The sequence below is a fragment of the Devosia soli genome, from assembly GCF_000970455.1.
Lineage (GTDB): Bacteria > Pseudomonadota > Alphaproteobacteria > Rhizobiales > Devosiaceae > Devosia > Devosia soli.
The window spans coordinates 79342-97752 of record NZ_LAJG01000021.1 but is presented as its reverse complement, the minus strand read 5'-3'; the positions used below and the strand labels follow the sequence as shown (position 1 = coordinate 97752).

Sequence of the window (18411 nt, the reverse complement as noted above, 5' to 3'; positions counted from 1 at the left end):
TCGTGCGGGCTCAGAACTCCGACCAGTCGTCGATTTTGGGCGCCGCATTTCCCGCCGGGCGGCGAAGATAGTTCGATGCGGCGGCCTTGAGCTTATCTTGCATGCCGCGGATGCCGGCAGATGGCTTGGTTCCGGGCGCCGGTGACGCGGTGCGGACCGGGGAGGCGGCAACCGTGAACTGCTCGACGATCTCGTCGAGACGCACTGCCTGGCCCTCGGTTTGTTCGATCGCCGCATTGGTCTCTTCGACGAGCGCGGCATTGTGCTGGGTCATTTCGTCCATCTGGCGGACGGCTATGGTCACTTCCTCGATGGCCGAGGCCTGGGTGCGGCTGCCTTGAGCAATGGCTTCGAGGTCAGCGGTGTTTTCGCGGATGGCATCAAGCATGCCAGCGAGCTTGCCGGCGGCAGCGCCGACGAGTTGCGTGCCGCCCTTCACTTCGCTGGCCGATTGCTCGATCAGCACCTTCACGTCCGCCGAAGCGCTGGCAGCGGATTGGGCGAGACGACGGACTTCGACAGCCACGACGGCAAAACCCTTGCCGGCTTCACCTGCGCGGGCGGCTTCGACAGACGCGTTCAGCGCCAGTAGATTGGTCTGGAAGGCGATGTCGTCGATGAGGCCGATGATATTGGAGATCTTGGCTGAAGAGGCGGTGATCCTGTCCATGGCCTTGGTTGCCTGGTCCATCACCTCGCCGCCCTCTTCGGCTGACTGGGAAACGTTGCGGGCCTTCTCGCTGGCAGCTTCCGCCTTGGCGGCATTTTCGAGCACGGTCGAAGCCAGTTGCTCCATCGTCGCGGAGGTTTCCTCGATCGTCGCGGCCTGGCGCGTCGTCCGTTCGGAAAGATCGTTCGCACCCGAAAGAATTTCGCCGGTGGCGCGCTTGAGCGTGCCCGAAGTTGCCCGCAATTGGCCGACGATATCGCCGAGGCGCTCGGCTACCGCATTGGTGTCGTCCTTGAGCCGGGCAAAGGCGCCCTGATAATCGCCATCGACGCGGCGGGTCAGGTCGGTATCGGCGAGTGCCGACAGCACCGAACCGGTTTCGGAAAGGCCGCGATCGACCGTTTCGACGAGGCGATTGACCGAGTGAGCCAGTGCATTGAGCTCGGCATCGGGGAATTTCGCCTCGACCCGGCGACCGAAATCGCCCCCAACGGCCGCTTCCACGACATCGCCGAAAGCGCGCTGGAGCGTTGTCATCATATCCGCGCGTTCGGCCTGGTTGCGCAGGGCCTGAGCCGCTTCCGCCTCGGTCAGCTGGCTGACCTTGCGGCCATTCTCGCGAAAGACTTCCACGGCGCGCGCCATGGCGCCAAGTTCGTCGCTGCGGGTCGTGCCCGGCACATCGGCATCAAAATCCCCGCTCGCCACCGTTTCCATGGTGCCGGTAAGGCGGGTGATGGGCTTGGTAATCGAGCGCGAAAAGAGCAGGCTGAGCACGGCCACAACCGCAAGGAGGCCCGCGCCGATGGCAAACATCATGTTGCGCATCTGCGCGACGGGAGCGAGCACTTCGTCCTTGGCCATGACGGCAACGGCAGCCCATGGTTCGCCCTTGGTGGTGATGGGGGCAGCCGCAACCAGCATGGGAGTTGCGCGATAGTCGAGCGTTTCGCCAGTCACGTGATTTCCGGCTATGGCGCCATCGAGAAGCGGTCCGGCAAAACCGGTTGAGAGCGCATCATCGTCTGGGGTGAAAATGGAATCCGAGCGCAGCATGCCGTTGGCGCCGACGACGATGACTTCCCCGGTTTCCCCGAGCCCGGTGCGATCCCCCACGACGCCATCGAGCACCTGAGACGGCAGCTGGAAGGCGACGACACCGATCTTGCGGCCCTGGGCATTGAAGACGGGCTTGGCAAAGAAGCTAGCAGGCAGTCCGCCGGCCGGCGCATAGGCCTCATAATCGGCAAAGGCGAGGTCGGTGTCGTTCTCGATTGCGAGAGCCTGCTGGAAAACGCGACCGAGACCGTTTGGGGCCAGGGGTCCGCCCTCGGCAAGGCTCGTGCCGAATTCGTCGCCCTTTTTAAGCGAATAGACGACGAAACCCTTGAGATCCATAAGGTAGAAATCGCGGTAACCGCGTGCCACGACCTTATTGCGGAATCCCGGCTGGAAGCGGGTATGCGTGACGTCATAAGCGCCAGTTGTGCCGAGCGTATCGAGCGCGGAGAGATCGTCCTTGTTCGGATTGTCGTCGACGTAAAGCTTGCGCACTTCTGCGGTCGGATCGACCTTGAACTGCAGCCAGGCGCCGGCAAAGTCGCGCAGCGCCTGCTGGGTATCGGCGGAGCGCGACGTGGCGACGAGATCTTCCTCGACGCCCGACACATAGGATGACACCTGCCGCGCACGCTCGGAGGCCAGTGTCGCGAGCGTATTTTCGGCCGCGGCATAAAGCGCCTGCGAACCGATCATATAGCTTGCGATGCCCACACCAATGCTGACGAGGAGAGCGGAGCCCAACAGGGCCAGCGGCAGCTTGCGGGCAATGGGTAAGGACAAACGGCGCATCAGGTCCTCGTAGCGGCATGGCCCGACCGAGATCGGCCGGGTCCCGGTTTTCTACGAAGGTAGGCGAACGCCGTTAAGTGCGGGTAAAGAGACTATTCAGCATGTGCAGCGGCAGGCGCAAGGTCGTTGTCCCCTTCGGCGGCGACGGCGGCTTCGCGAAGGCTTGCCTGGGCGGCAATGGCCTTGCTGGCCGAGCCGGACAATTCGTCATTGGCAGGGGCTCGGGTCAGGATGCCGGCGAGCGAACCGATGGTCGAGCGCAGGTTGTGGCGATGCACCACCATGTCGACCATGCCGTGCTCGTAAAGATATTCTGACCGCTGGAATCCCTTGGGGAGCTTTTCGCGGATCGTCTGCTCGATGACGCGCTGGCCGGCAAAACCGATCAATGCACCCGGCTCGGCGAGATGAACATCGCCGATCATCGCGTAAGACGCAGTCACGCCACCAGTGGTCGGATTGGTCAGGACCACGAAAAAGGGAAGCCCGGCCTCACGGAGGCGCAGCACGGCAACGGTCGTGCGCGGCATCTGCATGAGCGACAGCACGCCCTCCTGCATGCGCGCGCCGCCCGAAGACACGAACAGCACAAAGGGCGTCTTGCGCTCGACGGCGGTTTCGAGCCCGGTGATGATACCTTGGCCAGCCGCCATGCCGAGCGAGCCGCCCATGAAGTCGAAATCCTGAATACCCACAGTGATATCGCGCTTATAGAGCTTTCCCGTCGCCACGATGACGCTGTCGTCAAAGCCAGTCTTGGCGCGGTTTTCCTTGAGGCGATCGATATAGCGCTTCTGGTCGCGGAACTTGAGCGGATCGACCGGTACCGAAGCAACCGGCACGAGATCATAGGCCCCGTCATCGAGGAACGTTGCCAGCCGATCGGCCGGCTTGATCTTCATGTGGTAACCCGAATTGGGCACCACCCATTGATTGGCTTCGAGGTCGCGATAGAACACCATTTCGCCGGACTCGGGGTCCTTGACCCACAGATTTTCCGGCGTGTCGCGCTTGTTGTTAAGAAACGAGCGGATTTTGGGGCGGACGAAATTGTCGATCCAGTTCATGGCGCGGCCTTTCGCGGTGATCTTGGAGCAGTCACCTAAACGTCAATTGTGGCAATTCTTATCAGGCAGGGCGGGCCGGAGCAAAGGGCGGAGCGGCGCTATGCACAACGCCATCCTCCCCGGACATCGCCCCGGCAATTCGGACTTTGTAAAAATAACCGGGGCTAGCCGGTCAAGCCTGTTGCGATTACGCCCGGGCCCGCTTGAGACCCGCGGCGAGGTCAGCCACGAGATCGCGGACGGCGCCGACCGTCCTGTCAGTCGCCTTGCCATCGACCAGCGATTTGGCGACGGCATCAACGATAACGGTGCCGACGGCGATTCCATCGGCGTGGCGACCCATTTCGGCGGCGTCATCGGCGGTCTTGATGCCAAAACCGACGACAACGGGCAATTCGGTATGCGCCTTGATGCGCTGGACCGACTCGCCCACTGCGGCGCGCGACTTGATGACCGCGCCGGTCGTGCCGTTCATCGAGACATAATAGACAAAGCCGGAAGTGTTTTCGAGGACGGTGGGCAGGCGCGCATCGTCGGTCGTCGGCGTCGTCAGGCGAATGAAATTGAGGCCAGACTTGAGCGCTGGAATGCAGAGTTCGGCATCCTCCTCGGCCGGCAGGTCGACGATGATGAGGCCATCGACACCAGCGTCCCTGGCAGTTGCGAGGAACTTGTCGACGCCAAAGATATAGATGGGATTGTAGTAGCCCATCAGCACGATGGGGGTGGTTTCATCCTTGCGGCGGAATTCTTCGACCATGCCAAGCACGCCACGCAGGGTCTGCCCCGCCTTGAGCGCGCGCTGCCCGCCCATCTGGATGGCAACGCCATCGGCCATGGGATCCGAAAATGGCAGGCCTAATTCGATGATATCGGCTCCAGCCTGGGGCAGAGCGTTCATGATTGCCTGGCCGGTCGCAAGATCAGGATCGCCACCCATGATATAGGCAGCCAGAAGCGCGCGGTTATCGGCCTTGGCAGCAGCAAATACGCGGTCGATGCGGGTCGTCATTATTTCAAAAGTCCCAGATACTTGCCGACGCTTTCAACGTCCTTGTCGCCGCGGCCCGAAAGACAGAGCACGACCGACTGGTCACTGCTCATGGTTGGCGCGAGCTTGATCACCTGCGCGAGGCCATGGGCACTTTCGAGTGCCGGGATGATGCCCTCCATCTTGGTGCAGAGCTGGAAGGCCTCGAGCGCCTCGTCGTCCGTGATCGGCACATAGGTGACGCGCTTGGTGTCGTGGAGATAGGAATGCTCCGGGCCGACGCCGGGATAATCGAGACCGGCCGAGATGGAATGGCCTTCCAAGATCTGGCCGTCGGCATCCTGCAGCAGATAGGTGCGATTGCCGTGAAGTACGCCCGGGCGGCCGCCGGTCATCGAGGCGGCGTGGCCATTTTCGATGTCGATGCCATGGCCGCCGGCTTCGGCCCCATAGATCGCCACTTCAGGATCATCGAGAAAGGCGTGGAAGGTGCCGATGGCGTTGGAGCCACCGCCGACGCAGGCGACGACCGCATCAGGCAGTTTGCCTTCGCGTTCGCGGAACTGCTCTTTCAATTCGGTGCCGATGACCGATTGGAAATCGCGGACCATTTCCGGATAGGGATGCGGGCCAGCGGCGGTGCCGATCAGGTAATAGGTCGAATCGACATTGGTGACCCAATCGCGAAGCGCTTCGTTCATCGCGTCCTTGAGCGTCCCTGCCCCCGCCGTCACCGGGCGCACCTCTGCGCCAAGCATTTTCATGCGCAAGACGTTCGGCATCTGCCGCTCGACGTCCGTCGCGCCCATGAAGATGGTGCAGGGCAGATCGAACTTGGCGCAGACTGTCGCCGTCGCCACCCCATGCTGGCCGGCGCCGGTTTCGGCGATGATGCGGGTCTTGCCCATGCGCTTGGCAAGGAGGATCTGGCCGAGGCAATTGTTGATCTTGTGCGAGCCGGTGTGGTTGAGCTCTTCGCGCTTGAACCAGACTTTTGCGCCGCCCAGATGCTGGGTTAGGCGCTCGGCGTAATAAAGCGGGCTCGGGCGACCGGTATAGTGGATCGCAAGATCCTTGAGCTCGGCCTGATAGGCCGGATCGATCCTGGCGGCCCGATATTCTTTTTCGAGGTCAAGAATGAGCGGCATCAGCGTTTCGGCGACGAAGCGGCCGCCATAATGACCGAAGCGGCCGTTTTCGTCCGGGCCGTTGCGCAGGGAGTTCGTGCCGTCCATTGCTGTCCTCTCGGTCGCCGAGAAGACCCGGCAACATATGCTTAGCTTGCTGCTCTTACGTTGCGGATGAACGTTTCGATCAGTCGCTTGTCCTTTTCGCCGGGCGCACGCTCGACGCCGGACGAGACATCGACACCCAAGGGCGCGACGTCTCTGATGGCGTCGGCGACATTATCCGGTTTCAGGCCACCGGAAAGCATGAAGGGGATGGATGGGTCAAGCGCCTTGAGCAGCGACCAATCGAAGCTTTCGCCCAAACCACCCGGCCGGTCGGCGCCCTTGGGCGGCTTGGCATCGAGCAGGATGCGATCGGCGACCTTGGCAAAAGCAGCGACCTGAGCGACGTCCTCGGCAGTGCCGATGGGCAGGGCTTTCATGATTTCAACACCGGCTTCGGCGCGAATGGCTTCCACCCGATGGGGTGTCTCGGGGCCGTGAAGCTGAATCCAGTCCGGCCCGAGCGCTGCCACTTCGGCGACACAGCTATTGTCCGGATTGACGAGCACCACGCAGCTTTGCACCTTTCCGCGGGCGGCAGAGATTAACAGGGCCAGATCTTCGATCGACACATGGCGCGGCGAGCGCATGAAATGCATGAAGCCAACCATGTCGGCGCCGGCTTCGATGGCGGCGTCCAGCATATCGATTGTCTTGATGCCGCAGATTTTGATGATCAGGGGGTCGGCCATCGCGTGGTCGGAACTCGGGTGTCAAGAAAAGGGGGTCGAACTCTTAGCCTTTGACGAACTGCGTCGACCGTTCACCGCAGCTCGAGGATTTCGTCGACTTCGGAAAGGGCGGTTGGGTTGGCCTGGACCTGGCGGCGGCGCTGCGCTTCGAGTTCCTGGTTGAGCGCTTGCGCTTCGCGACGCCATTGGCGCTCGCGCCTGCGATGCTCGCCCTGGGCAAACCATGTGGCCGTGCCGCCCAGAAGCACACCTACCAGCAGAACGATGTAAAGAACCACAAAGAGCGGAATCCCATAGCCCGCGGCAGTAGCCGGCGCGGGACCGACAAAGGGATTGATATTGACCGCGACAAGCTGGCGATTGGCCAGCGCAAAGCCCACGAGGACGAGGCACAGGGGCACCAGAACCAGCCAACCGACGATTTTGCGGACCATGCGGTATTCCGAACTAATCTTTGCGCAGTCTCGGAGGGCTTACGAGCGGTTGAGCCGCTCGCGGATTTCCTTGCCCGCCTTGAATTGCGGCACGTACTTTTCTTCTACCTCAACCTGCTCACCCGTCCGCGGGTTGCGTCCGACGCGTGCAGGACGATTTTTTACCGAAAATGCGCCAAAGCCGCGCAGTTCGACCCGATCGCCGCGCGCCATTGCGTCCCCGATCTGATCAAGGATCGCGTTGACGATATTTTCGATATCGCGTTGGAAAAGGTGTGGATTTTCAGCGGCGAGCTTTTCGACAAGTTCAGACTTGATCATGAAACGCTCCGGTCTCCAAGACGCATGTGCCCCATGCTTCAGCGCGTCGGTTCAAACTGCCAAAGCGAAACCAAACCGTCAAGCACGACAGGACCTTCGGAAGGAAGACCGAGCGCGGCGCGGGCTGAGCCGCCAAGAATAGCGCCGAGCCAGTTAAAGCCTTCTTCGGGCAGTGGCCAGGCGTCAAAGGCCTTGAGGTCGGGGTCGATACCTTTTTCGCTTTGAAGCCATTTGAGGGCTTCGAACTCGCCGCCGAGCTCGTCGATAAGATTGTTCTCAAGCGCCACGCGTCCGGTAACGATCCGCCCATCGGCAAGGGCCAAAGCTGCAGGGCGCGCCAGACCGCGGCGCTCGGCGACGATATCGACGAACCAGACAAAACTATCCTCGACAAGCTCTGAAAGCGATTGGCGCGGCGCGCCTGCGAGCGGTTCGTCAAAATCCGGCTCGGCCTTGAGCGGACCCGAGGCGACCTTATCGAGATCGATGCCGATCGTATCGAGGAGCTTGCCAGCATTGACGTGCTGATAAAGAACGCCGATGGACCCCACGATCGAGAGACGCCGCGCAAAGATGCGGTCTGTCGCAATGGCCGTCATATAGGCGGCGGAGGCGCCAAGCTCGTTGATCACCGAGACCGTGGGTTTGACCGCGGCAAGCCGCCGCAGCGATTCGTAGAGTTCTTCGCCGCCCGCGGTGGTGCCGCCGGGCGAATTGATCGCCACGATGACGGCCTTGACGCTATCGTCCTCGATCAAATCTTCGAACATCTTTTGCCGGTCGGCATTGGTAGTGATCGTACCATCGATGGTGATCCGCGCGATGGCTTCGTCCGCGGCTTGATCGGGCCAGGCAAGGCGCGCGGTCACCGCTAAGACGGCGATGACCGCAACTGCCAAAGCGATGAGCCGCCAGCGTCCGCGTGACCGGCGATAGGTGTCGGCGGCAAGCGCCTCATGAGCCTCGGATGAGGAAAGTTGTGTCACGTCAGGGTCTCGCGCAGTGTTGGCCGAAACCATACACATGTTGGCCGAAACAGCCAGTCCATGGCGTGTTTTTGCCGAAGCTCTAAAGCGGCTTGGTCATGTAGCGGGCAGCATCTTCATAGGCTGCGAGCTTGTCCGCCAGATCCGGGCGGTCTTCCACCGCAAAGCCCTGCTTCTCCCAAAAGGGCACCGAACCATTGACCGCAACGAGGCCTATCGTGGGCAGATCCAGTGCCTGGGCGTGCTTGGTCAATGCCGCAACAATCTGCCCGGCGGCGCCGATACCGCGCGCCAAAGGCAGCAGAGCAAGATCATGGATATAAAAGCTGTCGACATCCTGGGGGAGTCTGCCAAGCTTTGTGTCGAGGGCAGGCAAGTGCCCGCGCCGATAGGGGTGGCTCAGCACGTAGCCGGCGGGCTTTTCGGCGACTTCAAGAATGTAGCAGCCATGCCGGTAGAGCGCATGCTTTTCTGCCAGCACGTCCTGCGCCTCGAAAAAGCCGGGATGCACCTTGTTGGCGATGGCAAAGACGGCGTCGAGATCATAGCCGCTCATGGCGCGCCAGGCGACGTCGCGAAATCGCATGCTTGTGTGTCCCATTCAATAAAACGACCCGCGCGATGAAGCGCGGGCCGAAAGATTTGAAAGCAAGCGTGACGCTTACTTCTCGTCGCGGCCCTTGAGGGCAGCGCCGAGGATGTCGCCGAGCGAAGCGCCCGAATCCGACGAACCGTAGGCAGCAACGGCTTCCTTTTCTTCGGCGATTTCAAGCGCCTTGATCGAAAGCTGGATGCGGCCGGTCTTGCGGTCGTACTGGGTGACGCGTGCGTCGACCTTATCGCCCTTGGCAAAGCGCTCAGGGCGCTGGTCGTTGCGGTCGCGGCTGAGGTCGGCGCGACGGATGAAGGCCGTCACTTCCGAGTCGGCGATGCGCACTTCAATGCCGCCATCGTTGACGTCGACGACTTCGGTGGTGACCACGGCATTCTTCTTGATGCCGCCGGCTTCACCGCCAGCCGAGCTCGATTCCGCCAGATCGTCAGCAGCAAGCTGCTTGATGCCGAGCGAAATACGTTCCTTCTCGACATCGACGTCGAGAACCTTGGCCTTGACCATGTCGCCACGGTTGTAGTCGTCGAGAGCGACTTCACCGGACTTCTGCCAATCGAGGTCGGAGAGGTGAACCATGCCGTCCACATCGCCTTCGAGGCCGATGAACAGGCCGAATTCGGTCTTGTTCTTGACTTCGCCTTCGATGGTGGAACCGATCGGGTTCTTCTCGGCAAAAGCTTCCCACGGATTCTGCAGGGTCTGCTTGAGGCCGAGCGAAATGCGGCGCTTGTCCGGATCGACTTCGAGCACGACGACGTCGACTTCCTGGGAGGTCGAGACGATCTTGCCCGGGTGCACGTTCTTCTTGGTCCAGCTCATTTCCGAAACGTGGATCAGGCCTTCGATGCCCGGTTCCAGTTCGACGAATGCGCCATAGTCGGTGATGTTGGTCACGCGGCCAGAGAACTTGGCACCGATCGGGTACTTGGCTTCGATGCCTTCCCAGGGATCAGCCTGGAGCTGCTTCATGCCGAGCGAGATACGGTGGCTCTCGTGGTTGATGCGAACGATCTGGACCTTGATGGTCTCGCCGATCGTGAGCACTTCGGACGGGTGGTTGACCCGGCGCCATGCGATATCGGTGACGTGCAAGAGGCCGTCGATGCCGCCCAGATCAACGAACGCACCATAATCGGTGATGTTCTTGACCACGCCGTCGACAACCTGGCCTTCTTCGAGCTGCTGGACGATTTCCGAACGCTGTTCGGCGCGCGATTCTTCAAGAATTGCACGGCGCGACACGACGATATTGCCGCGGCGCTTGTCCATCTTGAGGATCTGGAACGGCTGCGGCACGTTCATGAGCGGAGCGATATCGCGGATCGGACGGATGTCGACCTGCGAACGCGGCAGGAAGGCCACGGCACCTTCGAGGTCGACGGTGAAGCCACCCTTGACCTGATTGAAGATCGTGCCTTCAACGCGCTCATTGGCGTTGTACTTTTCTTCGAGCTTGACCCAGCTCTCTTCGCGGCGCGCCTTTTCGCGGCTCAGAACCGCTTCGCCCATGGCGTTCTCGACGCGGTCCACATAGACCTCGACTTCCGAACCCACGGTGATCTGGCCGTCGCGGAACGCCTGGCCGAATTCCTTCAGCGGCACGCGGCCTTCGGTCTTGAGACCGACGTCGATGATGGCCAGGTCTTTTTCGATGGCGACCACCTTGCCCCGAACAACGGTGCCTTCGGCGGCATCGTTGTCGACAAAGGAGTCGAGCAGCATCGATTCAAAATCGTCTTTCGTCACAGTTTGCTGTGCCAAACTTTTTCTCCGTTGCGCCGGTTGTTATGGGTTGCTGATCCTGTTCCGGACCGGGTCCGCTTCAGCGAAAATGCCAAAGCCGGCGCACGGAGCACCGCCTCCAGAAACAGGATGATCTTTTAATCTCGTTCCGGGCCAGCGGTTATTTGATCGTCTTAGCCAGAAGGGCCCAAGGATGAAATTAGGAGAACTGTCGTTCCCCTGCCTTGAGCGCCATGGACTTGTCGATGATCGCGATGGCAGCGCGGAGTGCGGCCTCTATACTCAGTTGCGTCGTGTCGAGCAAGTGCGCGTCGTCCGCTTTATAGAAGCCACCATTGGGATTGTGCATGTCACGCGCATCCCGTTCTTCTATTTGGTGAAAGAGGGCGTACCGATCAACTACCTGGCCGCGAGATTCGAACTGGCGGGCCCGGCGCTCCATGCGCGCCTTGCTGTCGGCCTGGATGAAAAGTTTTACATCGGCATCGGGACAGATCTTGGTGCCAATGTCGCGGCCATCGAGCACGGCACCGCCGGGCTGGGTGGCAAAGGAGCGCTGGAAGTCGAAGAGGGCGCGGCGGACATCGGCGATAACGGCGACCTTTGAGGCTAGGTTTCCCGCTTCCGCGCTTGTGAGGGCCTCAAGGTCGGCAAGGTGAGTGGCGTCAAGCGCCCTCGCCGCCGAAATCGCCCGCGTTTCGAATTGTTCATCGTTCTCATAGGCTTGGGTAGCAACGCCGACGGCACGGTAGAGAAGGCCGGTGTCGAGATGGGGGAGGCCGTAGTGCCTTGCGAGGCCCTGCGCCAGCGTTCCCTTGCCCGATGCCGCGGGGCCATCCACTGCTATGATCATTGCTTCACCCTATCACCATAGGCTCTTCTCGGGGCTTAACACGGTCACGCCGGACTGGGCCAGCCTTTGGCGCCCGGCGCATTTTGGATTTGACAGACGGGACCATTGCGCCTTACCGCACTGGCCGATTATCTGGCGCAGGCCGCGGCGGCCGGCCCAAAGCATTTTCCCTTCGTGTGAGGCACGTGAATGGCCAACTCCGAACGCGGTACCAAGCGTACCGACCCCGATACCGGCAAGAAGTTCTACGATCTCAACATGGATCCGATCGTCTCGCCCTATACCGGCAAGTCCTATCCGCGCTCCTTCTTCGACACCCTTGCCGTGGGCAAGGCTTCGACGTCGCGCAAGATCGATGACGAGGATGAAGTCGAGGAAGAAGAAGAGGTTGAGGACGCCAATGCGCCCGAATTGGTGAGCCTTGAAGACGCCGATGCCGAAGAGGCTGGCGCCGACGAGGAAATCCCCGATGTCGACGATGTCGAGGTCGACGAAGAACTGGGTGACGACGAGGAAGACGTGTTCCTCGAAGAAGAAGATGACGACGCCGACGACGGCCTCGGTTTTGACGTCGGCGACGACGAAGACCGCTGATTTTCTTGAACTTTTCCGCCGGGGAGGCTTTTCCCCGGCGGATGAAAAAAGTGTCATTTAGGCACTTGCGTTGTCCGGGATCATCCTCTAGGTTCCGCCTCGCTTCGGACGGCCAAGGCGCCTTCCGGAACCCAAAAAATGGGGCCATAGCTCAGCTGGGAGAGCGCTTGCATGGCATGCAAGAGGTCAGCGGTTCGATCCCGCTTGGCTCCACCATTCCTTCCGAAACCGGTACCATTCCGTTAGCATCGAGACGCTGTCGAGCGTCTGTTCGCTGCGGTTCGGGCATTGCCCGGTTGTCACCCCGCGATCCCGGCCTATAGTGACGGCGACCTCATCCGGGCACGCCCCTTGCCGACCCACTCGATAAGCCAGTCCCTCCCCGATTTCAGCCGCCGTGTGCGGCGATTCGCGTTGAGGCGGCTCGATGCGCTTTCCGCCGGTGGTTGGCTCTTCGGTCTGCTCTTTGCCGCGCTCTCGCTGACCCCCTCGCTGATCCCGCGCGATGTGATCGTCCAAGGCATCCTTTCCGGCTGCACCTTTGCCGCTGGCTACGGGGTCGGGGTCTTTCTCGAGTGGCTCTGGAATTTTCTCGAACTGCGCTGGCCCAATCGGCGCGTCGCCCGTTGGGTGGGCCGCTTGTGCGCCGCGGCGTGCCTTGTCCTGACCGTGGCCTTCCTCTGGTTCTGGACCGGCTGGCAGAATTCGATCCGCGACGGCATGGGGGAGGCCCCGCTCGAAGCGACCCAGCCCTTGCTCGTCGCGCTGGTTGCGGTGCTGCCGGCAACCTTTCTTATCGGGCTCGGCACATTGATCGTCGGCGGGGTGCGCGTTCTTGCCCATTGGCTCGAGCGGCGCATTCCCCGCCGGGTGGCGCTGGTGGGGGCCATGCTGCTCGTAGGCCTTGCCACGGCAACAATCGGCGATGGCGTGATTGCCCGAGGCCTCTTTTTTGGGGCCGATCGGTTCTATGGTAATTTCGACCGGCTGGTCGGCATTTCCGATCCGCAGCCCGATGACCCATTGCGCTCGGGCAGTGCGGCCTCGCTCATCGCCTGGGACACGATCGGCATCGATGCGCGCGTCTATGTCGAAACCGGCCCGACGGCCGACGATATCGCGGCGCTGACCGGCAAGCCGGCGCAAACCCCGTTGCGCGTCTATGTCGGTCTCCGCTCCGCTGAAACCCCTGAAGACCGTGCTGCGCTGGCGCTTGCGGAAATGGATCGGATCGGTGCCTTCGACAAGAAGATACTGGCGCTGATCATGCCGGTGGGCACCGGCTGGGCCGAACCGGCCGCGATCGATACGCTCGAAATTCTCCATGGCGGCGATGTCGCCAGCGTTGCCGTGCAATATTCCTATTTGACGAGCTGGCTATCGCTGGTCTCCGAACCCGATATCGGGGTGGAAACCGCAAGGGCCTTGTTCAATGCCGTTTACGAACGCTGGCGCGCCATGCCGCCGGAGCGGCGGCCGCGGCTATACCTTCATGGCCTGAGCCTCGGCGCCTATAGTTCGGCCGCCTCGACCTCGCTCTACGATGTCCTCAGCGATCCTTTCGACGGTGCGCTCTGGGTCGGGCCGCCCTTTGCCAGCGCCGCCTGGCGCAGCATCACTGCCAATCGCGAACCCGATTCGCCCGTCTGGAAGCCTCGCATCGGCCAGCAGACGACTGTGCGCTTCGCCAATTCAGGCGCCGATCTCGAAGGGGACGCGCCTTGGGGCCCGGTGCGGATCGTTTATCTGCAATATCCATCCGACCCGATCGTCTTTTTCGACTGGAGCCTTCTTTATCGCGAACCGCTTTGGCTCAGCGGCACGCGCGCTCCCTCGGTCTCGCCGCTTCTCAACTGGTATCCGGTCGTCACCTTTCTGCAGCTGGCGCTCGATATGGCCCTGGCCCAGACCGCCCCGATCGGCTTTGGCCATGTCTATGCGCCACAGGACTATCTTGATGGCTGGGTGGCGGTAACGCTGCCCGATGGACTGACGGCGAGGGAGCTTGAGGATCTCAAGGCAAAGCTCACCCGCCACGGTCCGCGCGGCAGGATCGATGGCGGCTGGTTTCGCTCGGCACGCTAGCCTGCTGCCAAAATCGGGTTTGATCGGCGCTAGTGTCGTGGCACGCCACGCCGCGCATAGGGACCACAATCATGGCACGAAAACCCATCACCATTTCCCTTGATAAGGCGCGGGCGGTCTGGCTCAAGGCGCAAAAGCTCGACCTCGAAACGCCATTCGGCAGTGGACCGGCGGCTGCCGCGGCGGCAATAGAGCATTTGGGCTATGTGCAGATCGATACGATCAATGTCATCGAGCGCTGCCACCACCACATTCTTTTTTCCCGCATTCCCGGCTATCGCCGCAGCGACCTCACCCATCTTCAAAGCGCGGATAAATCGATATTCGAATATTGGACGCATGCGCTGAGCTATGTGCCGGTCAAGGATCTGCGCTTTTTCGTGCCGGCGATGAGGTCCCACCGTGAAAAACCCGGTGCCTGGTTCGGCTCGGTGACGGCGGCCGAAATCGCCGCGATGAAAAGGCGCCTCAAAACCGAAGGGCCGCTTTCGATCCGCGATATCGATGATGACGAGCTGGTGGAAAAAGATCATCCCTGGGCCAGCCGCAAGCCTTCGAAGCGCGTACTGCAGCTGATGTTCTATCAGGGGCTCGTGGCGATCTCGGCGCGCGATGGCATGGTCAAGACCTATGACCTGATGGAGCGGCATTTCGGCTGGACCGGCAGCCCGAGGCCCGCGACCGACCGGCAGATCACCGCCTATCTTCTCGATCGGGCGCTCAAGAGCCAGGGCCTCGTCAGCCTTGATTCGATTTGCCACCTCAATGCGCCAGCAAAGAAGGCCGTGCGTGAACTGATCGACGCGCGGGTCAGGCGCCGGGAACTGGTGCCCGTCTTGCTCGATGGCGCGGAAAAGGTGGCGCACTGGGCCGAGCCGGCGGTCCTCGACGCGCCAATGGCGTCCTCGGAGCGCGTGCACGTGCTTTCGCCTTTCGATCCGCTGATCATCCAGCGCAAGCGGCTCAAACTGTTCTTTGGCTACGACCATCTGTTCGAAGCCTATGTGCCGGCAGCCAAGCGCGTTTTTGGCTACTTTGCGCTTCCGGTGCTGATGGGAGATCGCGTGGTTGCGGCGGTGGATTTGAAGACCGACCGGGCGGCCGGAAGACTGTTGGTGCAGAAGTGGACGTGGATTGAGGACGCCGGGGTCGAGGGTCGGGCGATGGTGGATGAGGAATTAGGGCGGTTCGAGCGGTTTCAATTGGGAGCATAGCGCTTGCCGCAATCACCCCCTCCCAAAGGCCTTTGTTGCATCCTTAACGACGCCTGCGTTGATGCAAGATTCGCCGGAGGTCGAAGCAGCCTTCGCGCGAGCGAAGTTTTTGGTCAGGGCCCCCTCCGAAATCCCCCCTCCCATCCTGGCCTATCAGGAGGAAGGTGTGGAGCCGCGCGTTCTGGGGCCGTTCGAGGGGAATGGACGCGCGCTTAGCGTCAGCTAAGCCGCCTGGACTTCGACCGAGAGGTGGGAGATTTCGTGGACGGGGGCGAGGCGGTGGCGGTAGGTTTCGAGGGGTTCCGGGGCCTTGCTGGCAAGGGATAGTATGGCGCCATAGTGGCCGGGGCCGAGTTGCCAGATGTGAAGGTCGGTGATGGTGTCGCCGCCTGCTTCGATGATTTCGCGGATTTCGGCGGCAATGGCAGTTGCTTCGGTTGAATAGTCGAGGAGGACGCGGCCGCTGTCGCGGATGAGGCCCCAGGACCAGCGGGCGATGACGAGCGCGCCGACGACCCCCATGACGGGGTCGAGCCAGATCCAGCCATAAAGACTGCCGAGAAGCAGTGCCGCGATGGCGAGCACCGACGTCAGCGCATCGGCTAGGACGTGGAGATAAGCAGCGCGCAGATTGTTGTCGCGGGCGCCAGGGTGGTGCTCGTGATCGTGTTCATGGTCATGGTGATGATCGTGCGCGTGACCATGGGCATGGCCGTGACCATGATGATGGTGATCGTCGCGAAGGAGCCAGGCGCTGATCAGGTTGACGCCCAGGCCGATGACGGCGACGATGATCGCCTGGCTGAAATCGATGCTGACCGGGTGGGAGAGACGCAAAAGGCTTTCCCAGCCGATGAGGAGCGCAATCAGGGCCAGGATGATGGCGCTGGCGAAGGCGGCAAGATCGCCCAGCTTGCCGGTGCCGAAGGTAAAGCGCGGGTTCCTGGCGTTGCGCCGGGCATAGGCATAGGCAAGGGCCGCGATCAGCATGGCGGCGGCATGGGTCGACATGTGCCAGCCATCGGCCACCAGGGCCATGGAGCCGAACAGCGAGCCTGCGGCGATCTCGACGACCATCATCGTTGCGGTCAGCGCAATCACGAACCAGGTGCGGCGCTCGTTGCGCGCATGGTCCTGTCCGAGAAAGACGTGGTCGTGCGGGCTCGAAAAAGGGCTCTTGGCGCTCATTTGAGATAAGTCCGGATAACGTCGATGAGTTCGGCGGCGCCTTCGGCGCGGTGGGGGTCGGTGTCGGTATCGGGATCGGCGACGTGGTGGCGAATGTGATCCTCGATCAGTTCGACGGTCAGGCCGTTGATGGCGCCGCGCACCGAGGCGACGAGATTGAGCACATCGGCGCAATCGGCATCGGCTTCGAGCGCGCGCTCGACCGCATCCATCTGACCCTTGAGGCGGCGGATGCGGGCGAGGAGTTTTGGTTTTTGGGTAATAGTATGCGACATAGGATAGGGGGGTACCCTATATTGAGGATCGGCACAAGGTGACCCCGCTCACCGCTGTCACTCCCAAGGAAGCGGGAACCCCTGTTGCAGTCTCCTAAAACCGGAGGTCCCCCGCTTTCGCGGGGATGACACCGTGCAAGGGTGGGGGCCCGTATTGGCTGCACTGGACGCCCGTGCGTATCCCCGGCTTTCCAGCAAACCCTTGGCGCGCTACAAGACCCGGCGCGAAGTGGGGACAGAATGGCGACTTTTACCGATATTGCCCGGCGAGTTTACAACCACACCTGGAAGCTCGATCCGATCATTCGCAGTCTCCTCGACACCGATTTTTACAAGCTTCTGATGCTGCAGATGATCTGGGGGCTCTACCCCAAGGTCGACGCGACGTTTTCGCTGATCAACCGCACCAAATCGGTGCGCCTGTCGGACGAGATCGACATCGAGGAACTGCGCGCCCAGCTCGACCACTGCCGCACCTTGCGCGTTTCCAAAAAGGAAATGATCTGGCTCGCCGGTAATACCTTTTATGGCTCCAAGCAGATCTTCCAGCCCGGCTTCCTGCGCTGGCTCGAAAATTTCCAGCTGCCCGAATACCGGCTCGAAAAGCGCGACGGGCAGTTCGTCCTCGAATTTCCCGGGCTCTGGGTCGAAACCTCCATGTGGGAAATTCCGGCGCTGGCGATCATCAACGAATTGCGCTCGCGCGCCGCGATGAAGAACTATCCGCCCTTTACGCTCGACGTGCTCTATGCGCGGGCCAAGGCCAAGATGTGGGAAAAGGTCGAGCGGCTGCAAAAGCTGCCGGACCTCAAGATTTCCGATTTCGGCACAAGGCGGCGGCACTCGTTCCTTTGGCAGCGCTGGTGCGTCGAGGCGCTCAAGGAAGGGATCGGGGAGAATTTTACCGGCACCTCCAACGTCAAGCTCGCCATGGATACCGACCTCGAGGCGCTCGGCACCAATGCGCATGAATTGCCCATGGTGCTGGCAGCGCTGGCCCGTTCGGACGAGGAACTGCGCGAAGCGCCCTTCCGCGTGCTCCAGGATTGGAAGAGCTATTATGGGGGCAACCTCCTGATCGTTTTGCCCGACGCTTTCGGCACCGACGCGTTCCTGCGCGATGCGCCGGACTGGGTCGCCGACTGGACCGGGTTCCGCCCCGATTCGGCGCCCGCCATCGAGGGCGGCGAACGCATCATAAAATTCTGGCAGGACCGCGGGCGCGATCCCAAGGACAAGCTCCTGATCTTTTCCGACGGGCTCGACGTCGACATGATCGAAGAGGCCTATCTCCATTTCGACGGCCGGGTGCGCATGAGCTTTGGTTGGGGCACCAACCTCACCAACGACTTCGAAGGCTGCGCGCCGGCGCCCAATCCCGGGCTCGATCCGATTTCGATCGTCGCCAAGGTCTCGACCGCCAATGGCCGTCCGGCCGTCAAGCTTTCGGATAATCCAGCCAAGGCGACGGGGGAAAAAGCCGAGATCGAGCGCTATATCCGCGTCTTTGGCAATGCCGGGCGGGTCGAGCACGCGGTGCGCGTCTGACGCATTTGCGCAACAGGGATTTTCCATCCGCGTCTGTGGAGAAACCATGGAGCG

The 18411-nt window shown here is 61.6% G+C and carries 17 protein-coding genes and 1 tRNA gene; 5 read left to right on the top strand and 13 right to left on the bottom strand.

Annotation, left to right across the window (positions count from 1 at the left end; genetic code table 11):
• Positions 1-10 precede the first annotated feature (10 nt).
• From VW35_RS21995 to cmk, 11 genes are all read right to left on the bottom strand, one after another.
• Complete coding sequence (locus VW35_RS21995; RefSeq protein ID WP_052951622.1) at positions 11-2521, bottom strand: methyl-accepting chemotaxis protein; 2511 nt, start codon at positions 2519-2521, stop codon at positions 11-13.
• 92 nt (positions 2522-2613) lie between these two features.
• On the bottom strand, positions 2614-3588 hold the full coding sequence (accD, locus tag VW35_RS09480) for an acetyl-CoA carboxylase, carboxyltransferase subunit beta (protein WP_046142810.1): 975 nt from the start codon (positions 3586-3588) through the stop codon (positions 2614-2616).
• Between the two features lie 187 nt (positions 3589-3775).
• Positions 3776-4600 (bottom strand): tryptophan synthase subunit alpha, encoded by an 825-nt coding sequence (gene trpA, locus VW35_RS09475; protein WP_046142809.1) that lies wholly within the window; start codon positions 4598-4600, stop codon positions 3776-3778.
• Positions 4600-5814 (bottom strand): tryptophan synthase subunit beta, encoded by a 1215-nt coding sequence (trpB, locus tag VW35_RS09470; protein WP_046142808.1) that lies wholly within the window; start codon positions 5812-5814, stop codon positions 4600-4602. Before trpB ends, trpA begins: the two co-directional genes overlap by 1 nt.
• 41 nt (positions 5815-5855) lie before the next feature.
• Positions 5856-6503, bottom strand: coding sequence for a phosphoribosylanthranilate isomerase (locus tag VW35_RS09465; protein WP_046142807.1), 648 nt, complete (start codon positions 6501-6503; stop codon positions 5856-5858).
• Between the two features lie 71 nt (positions 6504-6574).
• The gene (locus VW35_RS09460; RefSeq protein WP_046142806.1) at positions 6575-6937 is read right to left on the bottom strand and encodes a lipopolysaccharide assembly protein LapA domain-containing protein; all 363 of its coding nucleotides are present in this window, start codon (positions 6935-6937) and stop codon (positions 6575-6577) included.
• Positions 6938-6976: 39 nt separating this feature from the next.
• Complete coding sequence (locus tag VW35_RS09455) at positions 6977-7258, bottom strand: integration host factor subunit beta (protein WP_046142805.1); 282 nt, start codon at positions 7256-7258, stop codon at positions 6977-6979.
• A 38-nt stretch (positions 7259-7296) separates the two neighbouring features.
• Positions 7297-8244: a signal peptide peptidase SppA gene (sppA, locus tag VW35_RS09450; protein WP_161796889.1), complete on the bottom strand. Its 948-nt coding sequence runs from the start codon at positions 8242-8244 to the stop codon at positions 7297-7299.
• An 82-nt stretch (positions 8245-8326) separates the two neighbouring features.
• Positions 8327-8830: a GNAT family N-acetyltransferase gene (locus VW35_RS09445; protein ID WP_046142804.1), complete on the bottom strand. Its 504-nt coding sequence runs from the start codon at positions 8828-8830 to the stop codon at positions 8327-8329.
• 75 nt (positions 8831-8905) lie between these two features.
• On the bottom strand, positions 8906-10618 hold the full coding sequence (rpsA, locus tag VW35_RS09440; RefSeq protein WP_083982610.1) for a 30S ribosomal protein S1: 1713 nt from the start codon (positions 10616-10618) through the stop codon (positions 8906-8908).
• 181 nt (positions 10619-10799) lie between these two features.
• Positions 10800-11453 carry a (d)CMP kinase gene (gene cmk / locus VW35_RS09435; protein ID WP_046142803.1) on the bottom strand — a complete coding sequence of 218 codons (654 nt, stop codon included), beginning with the start codon at positions 11451-11453 and terminating at the stop codon, positions 10800-10802.
• Positions 11454-11642: 189 nt separating this feature from the next.
• On the opposite strand from cmk, the gene VW35_RS09430 reads away from it, so the two are divergent.
• From VW35_RS09430 to VW35_RS09415, 4 genes are all read left to right on the top strand, one after another.
• Positions 11643-12047: a TIGR02300 family protein gene (locus VW35_RS09430; RefSeq protein ID WP_046142802.1), complete on the top strand. Its 405-nt coding sequence runs from the start codon at positions 11643-11645 to the stop codon at positions 12045-12047.
• A gap of 140 nt (positions 12048-12187) precedes the next feature.
• A tRNA-Ala gene (locus VW35_RS09425) sits at positions 12188-12263 on the top strand.
• A gap of 198 nt (positions 12264-12461) precedes the next feature.
• Complete coding sequence (locus VW35_RS09420; protein ID WP_244465869.1) at positions 12462-14132, top strand: alpha/beta hydrolase; 1671 nt, start codon at positions 12462-12464, stop codon at positions 14130-14132.
• 71 nt (positions 14133-14203) lie between these two features.
• Complete coding sequence (locus VW35_RS09415; protein ID WP_046142800.1) at positions 14204-15346, top strand: winged helix-turn-helix domain-containing protein; 1143 nt, start codon at positions 14204-14206, stop codon at positions 15344-15346.
• Positions 15347-15568: 222 nt separating this feature from the next.
• Here VW35_RS09415 and dmeF read toward each other — a convergent pair whose 3' ends face one another.
• On the bottom strand, positions 15569-16534 hold the full coding sequence (gene dmeF / locus VW35_RS09410; protein ID WP_046142799.1) for a CDF family Co(II)/Ni(II) efflux transporter DmeF: 966 nt from the start codon (positions 16532-16534) through the stop codon (positions 15569-15571).
• On the bottom strand, positions 16531-16809 hold the full coding sequence (locus VW35_RS09405; RefSeq protein WP_046142798.1) for a metal/formaldehyde-sensitive transcriptional repressor: 279 nt from the start codon (positions 16807-16809) through the stop codon (positions 16531-16533). The genes dmeF and VW35_RS09405 overlap by 4 nt, the downstream gene beginning before the upstream one ends.
• Positions 16810-17049: 240 nt before the next feature.
• Here VW35_RS09405 and pncB point away from each other — a divergent pair, with 240 nt between their 5' ends.
• On the top strand, positions 17050-18357 hold the full coding sequence (pncB, locus tag VW35_RS09400; RefSeq protein WP_046142797.1) for a nicotinate phosphoribosyltransferase: 1308 nt from the start codon (positions 17050-17052) through the stop codon (positions 18355-18357).
• Positions 18358-18411 lie beyond the last annotated feature (54 nt).

Excerpts from the sequence above, each read along its gene's own strand:
- cmk (WP_046142803.1), bottom strand. The coding sequence starts at position 11,453 with ATGATCATAGCAGTGGATGGCCCCGCGGCATCGGGCAAGGGAACGCTG.
- trpA (WP_046142809.1), bottom strand. The coding sequence starts at position 4,600 with ATGACGACCCGCATCGACCGCGTATTTGCTGCTGCCAAGGCCGATAAC.
- accD (WP_046142810.1), bottom strand. The coding sequence starts at position 3,588 with ATGAACTGGATCGACAATTTCGTCCGCCCCAAAATCCGCTCGTTTCTT.
- VW35_RS09445 (WP_046142804.1), bottom strand. The coding sequence starts at position 8,830 with ATGCGATTTCGCGACGTCGCCTGGCGCGCCATGAGCGGCTATGATCTC.
- VW35_RS09415 (WP_046142800.1), top strand. The coding sequence starts at position 14,204 with ATGGCACGAAAACCCATCACCATTTCCCTTGATAAGGCGCGGGCGGTC.
- VW35_RS21995 (WP_052951622.1), bottom strand. The coding sequence starts at position 2,521 with ATGCGCCGTTTGTCCTTACCCATTGCCCGCAAGCTGCCGCTGGCCCTG.
- VW35_RS09455 (WP_046142805.1), bottom strand. The coding sequence starts at position 7,258 with ATGATCAAGTCTGAACTTGTCGAAAAGCTCGCCGCTGAAAATCCACAC.
- VW35_RS09430 (WP_046142802.1), top strand. The coding sequence starts at position 11,643 with ATGGCCAACTCCGAACGCGGTACCAAGCGTACCGACCCCGATACCGGC.
- pncB (WP_046142797.1), top strand. The coding sequence starts at position 17,050 with ATGGCGACTTTTACCGATATTGCCCGGCGAGTTTACAACCACACCTGG.
- VW35_RS09465 (WP_046142807.1), bottom strand. The coding sequence starts at position 6,503 with ATGGCCGACCCCCTGATCATCAAAATCTGCGGCATCAAGACAATCGAT.
- dmeF (WP_046142799.1), bottom strand. The coding sequence starts at position 16,534 with ATGAGCGCCAAGAGCCCTTTTTCGAGCCCGCACGACCACGTCTTTCTC.
- VW35_RS09460 (WP_046142806.1), bottom strand. The coding sequence starts at position 6,937 with ATGGTCCGCAAAATCGTCGGTTGGCTGGTTCTGGTGCCCCTGTGCCTC.
- VW35_RS09405 (WP_046142798.1), bottom strand. The coding sequence starts at position 16,809 with ATGTCGCATACTATTACCCAAAAACCAAAACTCCTCGCCCGCATCCGC.
- trpB (WP_046142808.1), bottom strand. The coding sequence starts at position 5,814 with ATGGACGGCACGAACTCCCTGCGCAACGGCCCGGACGAAAACGGCCGC.